The sequence below is a fragment of the Streptomyces sp. DSM 40868 genome, assembly GCF_011820545.1.
GTDB classification, from domain to species: Bacteria; Actinomycetota; Actinomycetes; order Streptomycetales; family Streptomycetaceae; genus Streptomyces; species Streptomyces eurythermus.
This window is the reverse complement of the sequence record NZ_CP050504.1, coordinates 3178441-3195610: the sequence shown is the minus strand read 5'-3', so window position 1 is coordinate 3195610 and position 17170 is coordinate 3178441. Positions and strand designations below refer to the sequence as shown.

General features: G+C 73.7%; 14 protein-coding genes and 1 pseudogene. 13 read left to right on the top strand and 2 right to left on the bottom strand.

What is annotated here, in order from left to right; translation table 11 throughout:
• Positions 1 to 20 precede the first annotated feature (20 nt).
• The 3 genes and pseudogenes from HB370_RS14390 to HB370_RS14380 all read left to right on the top strand — a co-directional run bounded on the left by HB370_RS14390 (position 21) and on the right by HB370_RS14380 (position 3790).
• A pseudogene (locus HB370_RS14390) lies at positions 21 to 1842 on the top strand (SpoIIE family protein phosphatase).
• Positions 1843 to 1882: 40 nt separating this feature from the next.
• Positions 1883 to 3115 carry a radical SAM family heme chaperone HemW gene (gene hemW, locus HB370_RS14385; RefSeq protein WP_030777257.1) on the top strand — a complete coding sequence of 411 codons (1233 nt, stop codon included), beginning with the start codon at positions 1883 to 1885 and terminating at the stop codon, positions 3113 to 3115.
• 99 nt (positions 3116 to 3214) lie between these two features.
• Positions 3215 to 3790: a Uma2 family endonuclease gene (locus HB370_RS14380; protein ID WP_030777254.1), complete on the top strand. Its 576-nt coding sequence runs from the start codon at positions 3215 to 3217 to the stop codon at positions 3788 to 3790.
• Here HB370_RS14380 and HB370_RS14375 read toward each other — a convergent pair.
• Both HB370_RS14375 and HB370_RS14370 read right to left on the bottom strand, forming a co-directional pair.
• Entirely contained in the window at positions 3768 to 4583 is an 816-nt protein-coding gene (locus HB370_RS14375) for a DUF3097 domain-containing protein (RefSeq protein WP_030777252.1), read from the bottom strand. The two genes, HB370_RS14380 and HB370_RS14375, sit on opposite strands and share 23 nt — an antisense overlap.
• Before the next feature lie 68 nt (positions 4584 to 4651).
• Complete coding sequence (locus HB370_RS14370) at positions 4652 to 5374, bottom strand: MBL fold metallo-hydrolase (protein ID WP_030777249.1); 723 nt, start codon at positions 5372 to 5374, stop codon at positions 4652 to 4654.
• A 161-nt stretch (positions 5375 to 5535) separates the two neighbouring features.
• On the opposite strand from HB370_RS14370, the gene hrcA reads away from it, so the two are divergent.
• The 10 genes from hrcA to HB370_RS14320 all read left to right on the top strand — a co-directional run bounded on the left by hrcA (position 5536) and on the right by HB370_RS14320 (position 17118).
• A complete protein-coding gene (gene hrcA / locus HB370_RS14365) occupies positions 5536 to 6552 on the top strand; it encodes a heat-inducible transcriptional repressor HrcA (protein ID WP_030604953.1) in 1017 nt (338 codons plus the stop codon).
• Positions 6553 to 7689: a molecular chaperone DnaJ gene (gene dnaJ, locus HB370_RS14360; protein ID WP_030604949.1), complete on the top strand. Its 1137-nt coding sequence runs from the start codon at positions 6553 to 6555 to the stop codon at positions 7687 to 7689. It begins immediately after the preceding gene.
• 99 nt (positions 7690 to 7788) lie between these two features.
• Positions 7789 to 8892, top strand: a complete 1104-nt coding sequence (locus HB370_RS14355; protein ID WP_030777246.1) for a nitronate monooxygenase — start codon at positions 7789 to 7791, stop codon at positions 8890 to 8892.
• Positions 8889 to 9626, top strand: a complete 738-nt coding sequence (locus HB370_RS14350) for a 16S rRNA (uracil(1498)-N(3))-methyltransferase (RefSeq protein ID WP_030777244.1) — start codon at positions 8889 to 8891, stop codon at positions 9624 to 9626. The genes HB370_RS14355 and HB370_RS14350 overlap by 4 nt, the downstream gene beginning before the upstream one ends.
• A 19-nt stretch (positions 9627 to 9645) precedes the next feature.
• Entirely contained in the window at positions 9646 to 10038 is a 393-nt protein-coding gene (locus HB370_RS14345; RefSeq protein ID WP_030777242.1) for a VOC family protein, read from the top strand.
• A 129-nt stretch (positions 10039 to 10167) separates the two neighbouring features.
• Positions 10168 to 13326 (top strand): S41 family peptidase, encoded by a 3159-nt coding sequence (locus HB370_RS14340; protein ID WP_208974516.1) that lies wholly within the window; start codon positions 10168 to 10170, stop codon positions 13324 to 13326.
• 71 nt (positions 13327 to 13397) lie between these two features.
• The gene (locus tag HB370_RS14335; RefSeq protein ID WP_030777237.1) at positions 13398 to 13751 is read left to right on the top strand and encodes a histidine triad nucleotide-binding protein; all 354 of its coding nucleotides are present in this window, start codon (positions 13398 to 13400) and stop codon (positions 13749 to 13751) included.
• Between the two features lie 6 nt (positions 13752 to 13757).
• Positions 13758 to 14663, top strand: a complete 906-nt coding sequence (locus HB370_RS14330; RefSeq protein ID WP_030777235.1) for a ribonuclease Z — start codon at positions 13758 to 13760, stop codon at positions 14661 to 14663.
• Positions 14664 to 14683: 20 nt separating this feature from the next.
• A complete protein-coding gene (locus HB370_RS14325; protein ID WP_030777232.1) occupies positions 14684 to 15688 on the top strand; it encodes an adenosine deaminase in 1005 nt (334 codons plus the stop codon).
• A gap of 113 nt (positions 15689 to 15801) precedes the next feature.
• The gene (locus tag HB370_RS14320) at positions 15802 to 17118 is read left to right on the top strand and encodes a glucarate dehydratase family protein (RefSeq protein ID WP_051815335.1); all 1317 of its coding nucleotides are present in this window, start codon (positions 15802 to 15804) and stop codon (positions 17116 to 17118) included.
• Positions 17119 to 17170: the final 52 nt, after the last annotated feature.

The window sequence follows — 17170 nt, the reverse complement described above, 5'->3', positions numbered from 1 at the left end:
GTCACCCTGGCCGCATGGACATGGCGGCCATACCCGCACAGCGGGACAACGAGTCTCAGCCAGACTCGGCAACACGGGGGCGGGCCACGCTGCCCGGCAGCCCCCTCGCCCCGGGGTCGGCCCGCGCGCTGGTGCGGGCCGCGCTGGCCGAGGCGCCCGGCGTCCCGGCGCGGCTCGCCGACGACGCGATGGCGGTCGTCAGCGAACTGGTCACCAACGCCGTCGTACACGCCGGCACGGACGTGCACGTCGAGTGGCGGCTGGAGGAGAGCGGCGCGTTCGTGATCGAGGTGTGCGACCGGCACCCCTCCCGCGCCCCACGGGAAGCCGGCGGCGAGGCGCCGTACGACACCCCCGAGTACGGGCGCGGGCTGCGGCTCGTCGCCACGCTCGCCGAATCCTGGGGCGTCACCTACCGCGCCGGTGCCAAGACCGTCTGGGCCCGGCTGCCCCCGGGCGGCAGCGACACCCCGGACGACCCCGCCCCCGGGCCCGCCCTGGAGGCCGCCGAGGACCTCGCCCCGCGGCCGCGGCGCGCCGACGGCGACCGGGACTGGCTCGGCCGGGGCGCCCTGTCCTTCCTCGCCGAGGCATCCGACCTGCTCGCCGGACAGCTCGACGAGAACCTGGTCGCCGCGCTCACCGGCCAGCTGATCGTGCCCCGGCTCGCCGACTGGTGCGCGGTCTGGCTGGAGGACGAGGCGACCGTCCGCGGCGGCGCCCGCGACGGCCCCGCCCGGGTCTGGCACGCCAGCGAGGCCCGCATCGAGGAACTGCGCGCCGCGCTGGAGAAGGAGCCGCCGCGCCCGCCGGACGCGACGCGCTCCGGCCCTGAGCCCCACCCCTGAGACCGGCCACGCGCTCGGCCCGCACGGCGCCGACGGCACGGCGCTGGCCTACCGGCTGGTCGCGGGCGGCCGGCCGCTCGGCACGCTGGTCATCGGCCGGTGCGGGCCGGCCGGCTTCCCCGACGAGATCACCGGCCTGGTGGAGGACCTGAGCCGACGGGTCGCCCTGGCCATCGGCGCGGCCCGCCAGTACGCCCGCCAGGCCACCATCAGCGCCGTGCTCCAGCGCGGTCTGCTGCCCGGCGCGGTCGCCGAGATCCCCGGCGTGCGCAGCGCGCTCGTCTACGAACCCTGCGACCAGGGCGGCCCCAGCGGCGACTTCTACGACCTGTTCCCGGCCGGCGACGGACGCTGGTGCTTCGCCGTCGGCGACGTCCAGGGCAAGGGCCCCGAGGCGGCCGTGGTGATCGGCCTCGCCCGGCCCTGGCTGCGGCTGCTGGCCCGCGAGGGCTACGGCGTCGCCGACGTCCTGGACCGCCTCAACCAGCTGCTGCTGGACGACGCCACCGAGGCGGCCGACGCCGCGGCCCGCGCCCTGGTCGCCGCGGGCGGCCGGCCGCCGGGCCTCGGGGACGGCCCGCAGACGCGCTTCCTCTCCCTCCTCTACGGCGAGCTGACCCCGCACGCCGACGGGGTCCGCTGCACCCTCGCCTCCGCCGGTCACCCGCTGCCGCTGGTCCTCGCCCCGGACGGCACCGTGCGCACCGTCGCCCGCCCGCAGACCCTGCTCGGCGTGGTGGAGGACGAGACGTACACCAGCGAGACCGTGGAGCTGCGGTCCGGCGACAGCCTGCTGTGCGTCACCGACGGGGTGACCGAGCGGCGCTCCGGCAGCCGCCAGTTCGACGACGGCGACGGCCTCGCCCACGCCCTGTCCGGCTGCGCCGGGCTCGGCGCCGAGCTGATCGCGGAGCGCATCCGCCGCCTGGTCCACGACTTCGGCACCGACCTGCCCGGGGACGACCTGGCCCTGCTGGTGCTCCAGGCCGAGTGAGGCGGCCGCGCGACGTTCGCGGTGCTGGACAATGGAAGGCATGCCTTCCGCACTCCCCGACGGCGAGCCCGTCCCCGCCGACGGCGCGCTGCCCGGCTCCGCGCTCGCCGGGGCCGCCGCCCGCCCGCTCGGCTTCTACCTGCACGTCCCGTACTGCGCGACCCGCTGCGGCTACTGCGACTTCAACACCTACACCGCGACCGAGCTGCGCGGCACCGGGGGGGTGCTCGCCTCCCGGGACAACTACGCCGACACCCTCGTCCAGGAGATCCGGCTGGCGCGGAAGGTGCTGGGCGACGACCCCCGCGAGGTCCGTACGGTGTTCGTCGGGGGCGGTACGCCGACGCTGCTGGCCGCCGGGGACCTGGTGCGGATGCTGGGGGTGATCCGCGAGGAGTTCGGACTCGCGCCGGACGCGGAGATCACCACGGAGGCGAACCCGGAGTCCGTCGACCCCGCCTACCTGGCCACCCTCCGCGAGGGCGGCTTCAACCGGATCTCCTTCGGCATGCAGAGCGCCCGGCAGCACGTGCTGAAGGTCCTGGACCGCACCCACACCCCCGGACGCCCCGAGGCGTGCGTGGCGGAGGCCAGGGCGGCGGGCTTCGAGCACGTGAACCTGGACCTGATCTACGGCACGCCGGGGGAGAGCGACGACGACTGGCGGACCTCGCTGGAGGCCGCCCTGAGCGCCGGGCCCGACCACGTCAGCGCCTACGCGCTCATCGTGGAGGAGGGCACCCAGCTGGCCCGCCGGATCCGCCGGGGCGAGGTCCCGATGACCGACGACGACGTGCACGCCGACCGGTACCTGATCGCCGAGGAGACGCTGAGCCGGGCGGGCTTCGAGTGGTACGAGGTCTCCAACTGGGCCACCTCCGAGGCGGGCCGTTGCCTGCACAACGAGCTGTACTGGCGCGGCGCCGACTGGTGGGGCGCCGGACCGGGCGCGCACTCGCACGTGGGCGGCGTGCGCTGGTGGAACGTGAAGCACCCCGGCGCGTACGCGGCGGCGCTCGCCGACGGACGCTCTCCGGGCGCCGGCCGCGAGATCCTCTCCGACGAGGACCGCCGCGTGGAACGCATCCTCCTGGAACTGCGGCTGCGCGAGGGCGTCCCCATGTCCCTGCTGAAGGAGGAGGGCCTCGCGGCCTCCCGCCGCGCCCTGGCGGACGGACTCCTCCAGGAGCAGCCCTACGAGGAGGGCCGGGCCGTGCTGACCCTGCGGGGGCGGCTGCTGGCGGACGCGGTGGTGCGGGACCTGGTGGACTGATCACTCGGGCGAGTGGATCCCCCCGGAGCGCCCGTTCGGTCCCTAACCTGGTTCGTAGGCTGCCGCCAAAAGGACGCGGCGGATGTGGAGGCCACGGAGATGACCGCTGTGGACGAGCGCAGGATGACTCAGTTCTTCGAGGGTTTCGAGCCCCCGGAGGGCGCCAAAGCCGAGCTTCTTCGGGGGGTACTCGTGATGATGTCCAGCCCTGACATCGTGCACAACTGGATCGTTGCCGATGTTCAGGACCAGATTCCCCGGCGTTGGGCTCGCCTGCAGACTCAGGATGTCGACATCGTCGGCGAGGCCAGTGAGCCTGTGCCGGACCTGGTTGTCCTGCCCAAGGACTCTCTGCCGAGTTCGGGGCGGTTGATGCCGTGCCAACTGATCACGATGGTGCTGGAGGTCGTCTCCAAGTCCAGCGTCCATCAGGACTACGTGGTCAAGCGCTCGATCTACGCGGCGGGCGGAATCCCCACCTACCTGGTCATCGACCCGATCATGGCGCAGTGCGTCCTGCTGACGAAGCCCACGGGTCAAGGGGAGGACGCCGACTACCACGCTCAGGAAATCATCAAGTTCGGCGAGCCGGTCCCGATGGACGATCTCGGGCTGGAACTCGACACCAGCGAGTTCGGAACCCTTCCCGACGTCAGGCCCCACCGCTACCCGTGACGAAGTCGATCAGTTCCTCCACGCGGCCCAGCAGTTCCGGCTCCAGGTCCTTGTAGGAGCCCACCCGTTTCAGGATCGCCTGCCACACCGCGCCGGTGTTCTCCGCCGGCCAGCCCAGTGCCCGGCACACCCCCGTCTTCCAGTCCTGGCCCTTCGGGACCGTCGGCCATGCCTCGATGCCCAGGGAGGACGGCTTCACCGCCTGCCAGATGTCGATGAACGGGTGACCGACGACCAGGGCGTGCTCGCTGGTGACCGACTGGGCGATCCGCCACTCCTTGGTGCCCGGCACCAGATGGTCCACCAGGACGCCCAGGCGGGCGTCGGGGCCCGGGGCGAAGGACTCCACGACGGCCGGCAGGTCGTCCACGCCCTCCAGGTACTCCACGACCACGCCCTCGACGCGCAGGTCGTCGCCCCAGACCTTCTCGACCAGCTCGGCGTCGTGCCGACCCTCCACGTAGATACGGCCGGCGCGGGCCACGCGCGCGCGTGCCTGGGGGACGGCGATCGAGCCGGACGCCGTACGGGTGGGGCGGGCCGGGGCCGAGGCCGGGCGGACCAGGGTGACGACCCTGCCCTCCAGCAGGAAGCCGCGCGGTTCCAGGGGGAAGACACGGTGCTTGCCGAAGCGGTCCTCCAGGGTCACCGTGCCCGCCTCGCAGCGGATCACCGCCCCGCAGAACCCGGTACCGGCCTCCTCCACCACCAGCCCCGGGTCGGCCGGGACCTCCGGCGCCGGTTTCGGTTTCTTCTTCCACGGAGGGGTGAGGTCGGCGGAGTACTGGCGCATTCGGATGACGATAGGAGAAGCCGCGCCGTGACCAGCGCGACACGCCGGGATGCGAAGAGAACCGCCGTTCAGATCACGCCGAACCGTGCCGCCAGCTCGTCCCGTTGACGTCGTACGAACGCCGCGTCCACCGCCGCCCCGTGACCGGGCACGTACACCGCGTCCTCGCCGCCCAGCGCCAGCAGCCGGTCCAGGGCGTCCGGCCAGCGGGCGGGGACCGCGTCCGGGCCGGCCTGGGGCTCGCCGGACTCCTCCACCAGGTCGCCGCAGAAGACGACCTCCGGGGAGCCGGGAACCAGCACCGCGAGGTCGTGGGCGGTGTGGCCCGGGCCCACGTTGGCCAGCAGCGCCTGGCGACCGCCGCCGAGGTCCAGCGTCCACTCGCCGGACACCAGGTGCCGGGGCGTGACCAGCGCGTCCACCGCCTCGTCGGCGTCGGCGACCGGCAGCCCGTTGCGCACCGCGTCCAGCCGCAGCTCCGCCCGCTCGAACGCGAACACCGCGTCCAGGCCGACCGCCCCGTACACCTCCGCCCCGGCGAACACCGCCGCGCCGAAGACATGGTCGAAGTGCGGATGGGTGAGCGCGAGATGGGTCACACGGCCACCCGCCAGCTCCTCGGCCCGCGCCCGCAGCCGGACCCCCTCCGCCAGGCTCGAACCGGCGTCCACGAGCAGCGCCGTCCCCTCGCCCACGACCAGCCCCGCCGTGCAGTCCCAGCCCGGCAGCCGGCACCGCCCCACCCCGGCCGCCAGCCGTTCCCACCCCAGCTCTTCCCAAGTCACGCTCATACCCGCGACGCTAGCGGTACGACCCGGCGGCGCGGCCCGACCTTGCCCAGGGTGTACCCGACGGCCGTACACTGGGCCGGGGAATGCTGGCACTCGCGTGGGAAGAGTGCCAGGCGGACGACCCGACGGGACGAGGGACGACGTGCTGGAGGTGCGCGCGAATGCTGAGTGAACGCAGGCTTCAGGTACTGCGCGCCATCGTCCAGGACTATGTGGGCACCGAGGAGCCGGTCGGTTCCAAGGCGCTCACCGAGCGGCACAACCTCGGCGTCTCCCCGGCCACCGTCCGCAACGACATGGCGGCCCTGGAGGACGAGGGGTACATCGCGCAGCCGCACACCAGCGCGGGGCGCATCCCCACCGACAAGGGCTACCGCCTGTTCGTCGACAAGCTCGCGGGCGTGAAGCCGATGACCGCGCCCGAGCGGCGGGCGATCCAGAACTTCCTGGAGGGCGCCGTCGACCTCGACGACGTCGTGGCACGCACGGTGCGGCTGCTCGCGCAGCTGACCCGGCAGGTCGCCGTCGTGCAGTACCCGTCGCTGACCCGGTCCACGGTCCGGCACGTGGAGCTGCTCTCGCTCGCCCCGGCGCGCGTGATGCTCGTGCTGATCACCGACACCGGCCGGGTCGAGCAGCGTATGGTCGACTGCCCGGCCCCGTTCGGCGAGGCCTCGCTGGCGGATCTGCGGGCCCGGCTGAACAGCAGGGTCGCGGGCCGCCGGTTCACCGATGTGCCGATGCTGGTCGAGGACCTGCCGGACGCCTTCGAGCCGGAGGACCGAGGTACGGTCTCCACGGTGCTCTCCACCCTGCTGGAGACACTCGTGGAGGAGAACGAGGAGCGGCTGATGATCGGCGGTACCGCCAATCTCACCCGCTTCGGGCACGACTTCCCCCTCACGATCAGGCCCGTCCTGGAGGCATTGGAGGAGCAGGTCGTGCTCCTCAAACTCCTCGGCGAGGCGAAAGACCCGGGCGTGACCGTGCGCATCGGCCACGAGAACGCCCACGAGGGACTCAACTCCACGTCCGTCGTGTCGGTCGGTTACGGTTCGGGCGGCGAGGCGGTTGCCAAGCTCGGCGTGGTCGGACCGACCCGCATGGACTACCCGGGAACGATGGGAGCGGTACGCGCAGTGGCACGGTACGTCGGACAGATCCTGGCGGAGTCGTAAGTGGCCACGGACTACTACGCCGTTCTCGGCGTGCGCCGCGACGCGTCGCAGGATGAGATCAAGAAGGCGTTCCGGCGGCTCGCGCGCGAGCTGCACCCGGACGTCAACCCGGATCCGAAGACCCAGGAGCGGTTCAAGGAGATCAACGCCGCTTACGAGGTGCTGTCGGACCCGCAGAAGAAGCAGGTCTACGACCTCGGCGGCGACCCGCTCTCGCAGTCCGGCGGCGCCGGCGCGGGCGGCTTCGGGGCCGGCGGCTTCGGCAACTTCTCCGACATCATGGACGCGTTCTTCGGTACGGCGTCGCAGCGCGGGCCGCGCTCGCGCACCCGGCGCGGCCAGGACGCGATGATCCGGATCGAGGTCGAGCTGGACGAGGCGGCCTTCGGGACGACCAAGGACATCCAGGTCGACACCGCCATCGTCTGCAACACCTGCAACGGCGAGGGCGCGGCCCCCGGCACGTCCGCGCAGACGTGTGACATGTGCCGCGGCCGGGGCGAGGTCTCGCAGGTCACCCGGTCCTTCCTGGGCCAGGTCATGACCTCCCGGCCGTGCCCGCAGTGCCAGGGCTTCGGCACGGTCGTGCCGACCCCGTGCCCGGAGTGCGCCGGCGACGGCCGCGTGCGCTCCCGCCGCACGCTCACCGTGAAGATCCCGGCCGGTGTCGACAACGGCACCCGGATCCAGCTCGCGGGCGAGGGCGAGGTCGGCCCCGGCGGCGGCCCGGCCGGCGATCTGTACGTGGAGATCCACGAACTGCCGCACCCGACCTTCCAGCGGCGCGGCGACGACCTGCACTGCACGGTCACCATCCCGATGACGGCCGCGGCGCTCGGCACCAAGGTCCCGCTGGAGACCCTGGACGGCATGGAGGAGGTCGACATCCGGCCCGGCACCCAGTCCGGCCAGTCGATCCCGCTGCACGACCGCGGTGTCACGCATCTGCGCGGCGGCGGCCGGGGCGACCTGATCGTGCACGTCGAGGTGCAGACCCCGACCAAGCTGGACCCCGAGCAGGAACGCCTGCTGCGCGAACTGGCCAAGCTCCGCGGCGAGGAACGGCCCCAGGGCCAGTTCCAGCCGGGACAGCAGGGCCTGTTCTCGCGGCTGAAGGACGCGTTCAACGGCCGCTGAACCATGGGGGCGCCTCCGGGGTGTGCCGGGGGCGTCTCAGGGGCGTTCCGGGGGATGCCCCGATTCCGGCCGGTCGGACGGACGTGACACCATGCGGTCATGTCCTCCGCGCTGACCGATCTCTTTCCCCTCCCGATCGTGCAGGCACCCATGGCGGGCGGGGTCTCCGTCCCGCAGCTCGCCGCCGCCGTCTGCGAGGCCGGCGGCCTCGGGTTCCTCGCCGCCGGGTACAAGACCGCCGACGGGATGTACCAGGAGATCAAGCGACTGCGCGGGCTCACGAGCCGCCCGTTCGGCGTCAACGTGTTCATGCCGCAGCCCGAGCTCGCGGAGTCCGGCGCCGTCGAGGTCTACGCCCACCAGCTGGCCGGCGAGGCCGCCTGGTACGAGACCGAGCTGGGCGACCCGGACAGCGGCCGGGACGACGGCTACGACGCCAAGCTGGCCGTCCTGCTCGACGACCCGGTCCCGGTGGTCTCCTTCCACTTCGGCGTGCCGGACCGCGAGGTCATCGCGCGGCTGCGCCGGGCGGGGACGCTCACCCTGGTCACCGCCACCACCGCGGAGGAGGCCCGCGCGATCGAGGCGGCCGGGGCGGACGCGGTGATCGCGCAGGGCGCGGAGGCCGGCGGCCACTTGGGCACCCACCGCGACTCGCCCGAGGACGACGGCGCGGGCATCGGGCTGCTGTCGCTTCTCGCGCAGGTCCGCGAGGCGGTGGACATCCCGGTCGTCGCCGCCGGCGGCATCATGCGCGGCGGCCAGATCGCCGCCGTCCTCGCGGCCGGCGCCGACGCGGCCCAGCTCGGCACCGCCTTCCTCGCCACCGACGAGTCCGGCGCGCCAGACCCGCACAAACGGGCGCTGACCGACCCCCTCTTCACGCGCACCCGGCTGACCCGCGCCTTCAGCGGCCGCCCGGCCCGCTCCCTGGTCAACCGCTTCCTGCGCGAACACGGTCCGTACGCGCCCGCCGCCTACCCGGACGTCCACCACCTCACCTCGCCGCTGCGCAAGGCCGCCGCGAAGGCCGGTGACGCGCAGGGCATGGCGCTGTGGGCGGGACAGGGCCACCGGATGGCCCGGGAGCTGCCGGCCGGACGGCTGGTGGAGGTGCTGGCGGCGGAACTCGCCGAGGCCCGGACAGCGTTGTCGGACGCATCCTGTAAGGACGAATCCCGTAAGGGGGGTGAGGGCGCGTGACCGCCCCCGTCTTCGTCGTGGAGCACTTCGAGCCGGACGGCGACCGGTACGTCCTGGAGGGCGCCGAGGGCCGCCACGCCGTCTCCGTGAAGCGGCTGCGGCCCGGCGAGGAGGTCGTCCTCACCGACGGCGCCGGGCGCTACGCGGTGGGCGAGGTGACCGGCACCGAGGGCAAGGACCGTCTGATCGTCCGCATGGACCCGGTGACCGAGGAACCGGCGCCGAACCCGCGGATCACCGTCGTCCAGGCCCTGCCCAAGGGCGACCGGGGGGAGGTCGCCGTCGAGACCATGACCGAGGTCGGCGTCGACGCGGTCGTGCCCTGGCAGGCGTCCCGCTGCATCACCCAGTGGAAGGGCGACCGCGGGCTGAAGGCCCTCGGCAAGTGGCGGGCCACCGCCCGCGAGGCCGGCAAGCAGTCCCGCCGGGTCCGCTTCCCCGAGGTCGCGGACGCGGCGACGACCAAGCAGGTGGCCGCGCTGCTCGCCCGCGCCGACTTCGCCGCAGTGCTCCACGAGAGCGGCACGGAGCGTCTGGCCACCGCCCAGCTGCCCACCGAGGGCGAGATCGTGCTGGTCGTCGGACCGGAGGGGGGCGTCTCCCCGGAGGAGCTGGCGCTCTTCGCCGAGGCCGGTGCCGCGCCGTACGTCCTCGGCCCGACCGTCCTGCGCACCTCCACCGCCGGCACCGCCGCCGCGGCCCTGCTGCTGGGCCGCACCGGCCGCTGGTCCTAGACCACCGCTCGGAGACACCGTGGAACTCGCCCAAGTCCGGCTCCTGGTCAGTGACTTCGCCGCCTGCTACCGCTTCTACGCCGATGTCCTCGGCCTCAAGCCGCAGTCCGGCGCCACCGGGGGACCGTACGAGAAGTTCAGCCCGCACACCGGCTCCGCCGGGATCGCCCTCCAGGACCGCTCGATGATGGCCGGGGTCCTGGCCGAGCTGGGCGACACCGCCACCGGGCACCGCTCCCTGGTCGTGCTGCGCGTCGACGACCTCGATGCCTACTGCGCGGGGATCACCGCCCGGGGCGCGACCCTGCTGCACGGCCCGGCGCCCATGACCGACCGCATGCGCGTGGCCCATCTGAAGGACCCGGAGGGCAACTTGGTGGAACTCCAGGAGTGGCTGCTGCTGCGCGGCTGACCGCGAGTGACCGGAAACCGGGGGCGGGCCGGGCCCGTCGCTGCGTAGAGTGACGGGGTGACTCAGGGCGCTTCGACGGGAAACACGCACGGCTCCGGCTACCTCCGGTTCCCCCATCTGCACGGCGACTTGGTGACCTTCGTCGCCGAGGACGACGTATGGCTCGCCCCGCTGGACGGCGGCCGGGCCTGGCGGGTCAGCGCCGACAACATGCCGGTGACCCATCCCCGCCTGTCACCGGACGGACGGCACCTCGCCTGGACCTCCACCCGGGACGGCGCCCCCGAGGTGCATGTCGCCCCGGTCGACGGCGGGCCCGCCGAGCGGCTGACGTACTGGGGCAACTCCCGTACGGAGGTGCGCGGCTGGACCCCGGACGGACGGGTGCTCGCGCTGGGCGCGCACGGCCGCCACAGCTTCCGGCACACCTGGGCGCACGCCGTCCCGCTGGACGGCGGCCCGGCCGAGACCCTGCCCTACGGCCCGGTCGGAAGCGTCGCCCTCGGCCCGGCCACCGTGCTGCTGTCCGCGCCGATGGGCCGGGAGGCCGCCTACTGGAAGCGCTACCGGGGCGGCACGGCGGGCAAGCTGTGGATCGACCGGGCCGCCCAAGGCGCGGAAGGCGCCGGGGAGTTCGTCCGGCTGCACGAGGACCTCGACGGGAACATCGAGTGCCCGGTGTGGGTCGGCGACCGCATCGCGTTCCTCTCCGACCACGAGGGCACCGGCGCGCTCTACTCCTCCCTCGAGGACGGCTCCGACCTGCGCCGGCACACCCCCCTCGGGGGCTTCTACGCCCGGCACGCGGCCGGTGACGGCACCCGGGTCGTCTACAGCTCGGCCGGTGAACTGTGGCTGCTGGACGACCTGGAGGGCGCCGAGCCGCGCCGGCTGGAGATCCGGCTCGGCGGGCCCCGCGTGGACCTCAGGCCGTACCCGGTCAACGCCTCCCGCTGGTTCGGCGAGGCGTCCCCCGACCACACCGCGCGCGGCAGCGCCGTCTGCGTGCGCGGCGGCGTCCACTGGGTCACCCACCGCTCCGGCCCCGCCCGCGCCCTGGCCGCCACCCCCGGCGTCCGCGCCCGGATGCCGCGCGCCTTCCGCGCCGACGGCGAGGAATGGGTGGTGTGGGTGACGGACGCCGAGGGCGAGGACGCCCTGGAGTTCGCCCCGGCGACCGGCACCGTGCCCGGCGCCCCGCCGCGCCGGCTCGCCGCCGGACAGCTCGGCCGGGTCCTGGAACTGGCCATGGCGCCCGACGGCAGCCGGGCCGCCGTCGCCGCGCACGACGGCCGGCTGCTGCTGGTCGAGCGCGAGACCGGCGAGGTCCGCGAGGTCGACCGCAGCGACGACGGCGAGGTCTCCGGCCTCGCCTTCTCCCCGGACTCCGCCTGGCTGGCCTGGTCCCACCCCGGCCCGCGCCCGCTGTCCCAGCTGCGCATCGCCCACACCACCGACCTGTCGGTCACCGAGGCGACCCCGCTGCGCTTCCAGGACTACGCGCCCGCCTTCACCCTCGACGGCAAACACCTGGCGTTCCTCTCCAACCGCGCCTTCGACCCGGTCTACGACGAACACGTCTTCGACCTCGCCTTCGTGGTGGGCGCCCGGCCGCACCTGATCACGCTGGCCGCCACCACGCCCTCGCCGTTCGGCCCGCAGCGCCACGGCCGCCCCTTCGAGACCCCCGACAAGGACGAGACCCCCGACAGCGAGGGCACCCCGGCCACCCGCATCGACCTCGAAGGGCTCGCCGACCGGATAGTCCCCTTCCCGGTGGAGGCCGGCCGCTACTCCACGCTGCGCGCCGCCAAGGACGGCGTCCTCTGGCTGCGCCACCCCGTGCGGGGCGTCCTCGGCACCGCCCGCGCCCACCCCGAGGACCCCGACCCGCACACCGAGCTGGAGCGCTACGACCTCGCCCAGCGCCGCCTGGAGCACCTCTCCGCCGACGCCGACCACTTCGAGGTCAGCGGCGACGGCAAACGCCTGCTGCTGTGGAGCGACGGCCGGCTGCGGGTCGTGCCCAGCGACCGCCGTACCGGCAGCGACGACGACGGCGACACCAGCGTCACCGTGGACCTCGCCCGGGTCCGGGGGACCGTCGACCCGGCCGCCGAGTGGCGGCAGATGTACGACGAGACGGGCCGCCTCATGCGCGACCACTTCTGGCGCCCCGACCTCGGCGGCGCCGACTGGGCCGGCATCCTCGACCGCTACCGCCCGCTGCTGGCCCGCCTCGCCACCCACAGCGACCTGGTGGACCTGCTGTGGGAGGTGCACGGCGAACTCGGCACCTCGCACGCCTACGTCACCCCGCGCGGCGGCTCCGGACGCGCCCGGCACGGTCTGCTCGGTGCCGACATCTCCCGGCACGAGGACGGCAGCTGGCGCATCGACCGGATCCTGCCGGCGGAGACCTCCGACCCGGACGCCCGCTCCCCGCTCGCCGCGCCCGGCGTCGCGGTGCGCCCCGGGGACGCCGTCATCGCGGTGGCCGGGCACCCGGTCGACCCGGTGACGGGCCCGGGCCCGCTGCTGGCCGGCACGGCGGGCCACCCGGTGGAGCTGACCGTCTCCCCGGCCGGCGGGGGCGAACCCCGGCACACCGTCGTCGTCCCCATCGCCGACGAGGAACCCCTGCGCTACCACGCCTGGGTCGCCGACCGCCGCGCCCACGTCCACGCGGCCTCCGGCGGCCGCCTCGGCTACCTCCACGTCCCCGACATGCAGGCGCCGGGCTGGGCCCAGATCCACCGCGACCTGCGCGTGGAGGTCGCCCGCGAGGGACTCGTGGTCGACGTCCGGGAGAACCGGGGCGGCCACACCTCCCAGCTGGTGGTGGAGAAGCTGGCCCGCCGGATCATCGGCTGGGACCTGGCGCGCGGCATGCGCCCCACCAGCTACCCGCTCGACGCGCCGCGCGGCCCGGTCGTGGCCGTCGCCAACGAGTTCTCCGGCTCGGACGGCGACATCGTCAACGCGGCGATCAAGGCCCTCGGCATCGGCCCGGTAGTCGGCACCCGCACCTGGGGCGGGGTCATCGGCATCGACAGCCGCTACCGCCTGGTCGACGGCACCCTGGTCACCCAGCCGAAGTACGCGATCTGGCTGGAGGGGATGGGCTGGGACGTGGAGAACCACGGGGTGGACCCGGACGTGGAGGTCGTCCAGCGGCCCCAGGACTGGGCATCCGGCACGGACGCCCAACTGGACGCGGCGATCGCGCTCGCGCTGGAGGCGCTGGAGACGAACCCCGCGAAGACGCCTCCGGGGCTCCCGGACTGAGCGGTGCCGACCCGCCCCCGACGGGCTACCATGCCAACCCTGTTGATCACCCCTGAAAGCGAGCGCAGCGCATGGCCGGCGAACCGCAGAACGACTGCCTGTTCTGCCGAATCGTCGCGGGCGAGATCCCGGCGACGATCGTCCGAGAGACAGAAACGACCGTGGCCTTCCGGGACATAAACCCCCAGGCTCCCACCCACGTCCTGGTCATCCCCAAGGCCCACTACGAGAACGCCGCCGAGCTGGCCGCGGGCGCCCCGCGGATCGCGGCCGATGTGCTCGCCGAGACCAAGGCCGTGGCCGACGCGGAGGGGCTCGACAGCTACCGCCTCGTCTTCAACACCGGCTCCGGCGCCGGCCAGACCGTCTGGCACGCCCACGCGCACGTCCTCGGCGGCCGCGGCCTCCAGTGGCCCCCGGGATGAGCGCCCGTGTCCGTACGTGAACTGGTGGTCCTCGGTACCGCCAGCCAGGTCCCGACCCGGCACCGCAACCACAACGGCTACCTGCTGAGGTGGGACGGCGAGGGCATCCTCTTCGACCCCGGCGAGGGCACACAGCGGCAGATGCTGCGCGCCGGGGTCGCCGCCCACGACCTGAACCGCATCTGCGTCACGCATTTCCACGGCGACCACTCCCTGGGCCTGGCCGGGGTCATCCAGCGGATCAACCTGGACCGGGTGCCGCACGAGATCACCGCGCACTACCCGCGCTCGGGCCGGCGCTTCTTCGAGCGCCTGCGCTACGCGACCGCCTACCGCGAGACCGTGGCCCTCACTGAGGCCCCGGTCGCCGCCGACGGCCTTCTCGCGGTCACCCGGTCGTACACCCTGGAGGCGCGCCGGCTCTCGCACCCCGTGGAGTCCTACGGCTACCGGCTCGTCGAGCCCGACGGCCGCCGCATGCTGCCCGACCGGCTCGCCGCGCACGGCATCCAGGGCCCGGACGTGGGCCGGCTCCAGCGGGAGGGGCGGCTCGGGGACGTGGCCCTGGAGGACGTCAGCGAGGTACGGCGCGGACAGCGGTTCGCGTTCGTCATGGACACCCGGCTCTGCGACGGCGTGCACGCGCTCGCGGAGGACTGCGACCTGCTCGTCATCGAGTCCACGTTCCTGGACGAGGACGCGGACCTCGCCGTCGAGCACGGGCACCTGACGGCCGGGCAGGCCGCCGCCGTGGCCCGGGACGCCGGGGTACGGCACCTGGTGCTGACCCACTTCAGCCAGCGCTACACCGAGCCCGAGGAGTTCGAGCGGCAGGCGCGGGCGGCCGGGTTCACGGGTGAGCTGACCGTGGCCCACGACCTGCTGCGGGTACCGCTTCCGAAACGGCGGTAAAACACCCGTACGATGCTTTGATGCCTCTCCCGAAAGCAGAACTGCACCTCCATATCGAAGGCACCCTGGAGCCGGAGCTGGCGTTCGAGCTGGCCGCCCGCAACGGCGTGCGCCTGCCGTACGCGGACACCGACGCCCTCCGCGAGGCCTACCGCTTCGCGGACCTCCAGTCCTTCCTGAACCTGTACTACGAGCTGATGGCCGTCCTGCGCACCGAGGACGACTTCGCCGACCTGGCCGACGCCTACCTGGCCCGGGCCGCCGCGCAGGGTGTGCGGCACGCGGAGATCTTCTTCGACCCGCAGGCCCATGTGGCCCGGGGCGTGCCCCTGGGCACGGTCGTGGAGGGGCTGTGGCGGGCGCTCGGGGAGAGCGAGGCGAACCACGGCGTCTCCACCAGGCTGATCATGTGCTTCCTGCGGGACGAGTCCGCCGAGTCGGCCCTGCTCACGCTGGAGGCCGCGCGGCCGTACCTGGACCGGATCACCGGGGTCGGCCTGGACTCCGCTGAGGTCGGGCACCCCCCGGCGAAGTTCCGCGAGGTGTACGAGGCCGCCGCCGCACTCGGGCTGCGCCGGGTCGCGCACGCCGGTGAGGAGGGGCCGCCGGAGTACATCACGGAGGCGCTGGACGTGCTGGGCGTGGAGCGCGTCGACCACGGTCTGCGCTGCGTGGAGGACCCGGCGCTGGTGGAGCGGCTGGTCCGGGAGCGGATCCCGCTCACCCTGTGCCCGCTGTCCAACGTGCGCCTGCGCACCGTCGACACCCTCGCCGACCACCCCCTGCCCGCCATGCTCGACGCCGGGCTGCTGTGCACGGTCAACTCCGACGACCCGGCGTACTTCGGCGGGTACGCGGGCGACAACTTCGCGGCCGTGCACGAGAGCCTGGGCCTGACCCGGGAGCGGCTGCGCGAGCTGGCCCGCAACTCCTTCCTCGCCTCCTTCCTGGAGGACGACGAGGAGCGCCGGGCCCGCTACCTCGCCGAGGTGGAGGCATACGAGTTCGGGGACCACGTGTCGTAGGGCTGCGCGCTGCTGCCGTGGCCGGGGTGTGTGATCCCGGCCACGGTGTCGTTTGCGGGCGGTGTCCCGGGGTAGAACCGTCTAGCCTGCGTTCTCATATATAGACGTGATTCATGAGGAGAGATGGTGGGGGCCTCCCTGTGACCCGTGACCTGACCATCGCCGAGGTGCGGCTGACGCCGATCCTGGTCGCCGACCCGCCGCTGCTCAACACCCAGGGCGTGCACCAGCCGTACACCCCCCGGCTGATCGTGGAGATCGTCACCGCCGACGGTGTCACCGGGCTCGGCGAGACCTACGGCGACACCAAGTACCTGGAGCTGGCCCGGCCGCTGGCCGAACGGCTCACCGGGCGCTCGGTCATGGACGTGAACGGCCTGTTCGGGATCGACCTGGCCGTGGACGCCTCCCGGGTCGAGGGCGGCACGGACGCGGGCGGGCTGCGCGGGGTGCAGACCGCCGACAAACTGCGGCTGTCGGTGCTGTCCGCCTTCGAGGTCGCCTGCCTCGACGCCCAGGGCCGGGCGCTCGGCCTGCCCGTGCACGCGCTGCTCGGCGGGAAGGTCCGCGACGCCGTCGAGTACAGCGCCTACCTCTTCTACAAGTGGGACGCGCACCCGGCGGGCGTCCGCGCCGAGCCCGACGAGTGGGGCGCCGCGCTCGACCCGGCCGGCGTGGTCGAACAGGCCCGCCTGTTCCAGCGGCGGCACGGCTTCGGCTCGTTCAAGCTCAAGGGCGGGGTCTTCCCGCCCGAGCAGGAGATCGCCGCCGTCCGCGCCCTCGCCGACGCCTTCCCCGGCCACCCGCTGCGGCTCGACCCCAACGGCGCCTGGTCGGTCGCCACCTCCCTGAACGTCGCGAAGGAGCTGGGTGACGTCCTGGAGTACCTGGAGGACCCGACGCTGGGCACGCCCGCCATGGCCGAGGTGGCCGCCGGCACCGACGTGCCGCTGGCCACCAACATGTGCGTGACCACCTTCGGCGAGATCAAGGAGGCGTTCACCAAGGACGCCGTCCAGGTCGTCCTGTCCGACCACCACTACTGGGGCGGGCTGCGCAACACCCAGCGGCTCGCCGCGATCTGCGCCGCCTTCGGGGTCGGCGTCTCCATGCACTCCAACACCCACCTCGGCATCAGCCTCGCCGCGATGACCCAGGTGGCGGCCACGGTCCCCGGCCTGCACCACGCCTGCGACTCCCACTACCCCTGGCAGTCCGAGGACGTCCTCACCGAGCGGATCGCCTTCCGGGCCGGCCGGGTCGCCGTGTCCGACGCGCCCGGCCTCGGCGTCGAACTGGACCGGGACGAACTGGCCCGGCTGCACCGGCGCTGGGCCGACGACGACGGCGCCCTGCGCGACCGCGACGACGCGGCGGCCATGCGCGTCGCCGACCCCGCCTGGCACACCCCGGTGATGCCCCGCTGGTGAACCGGCGCCGGCCCGCCGGTGGGCGGACCCCTGGCGTTCCGGTACGTGTGCT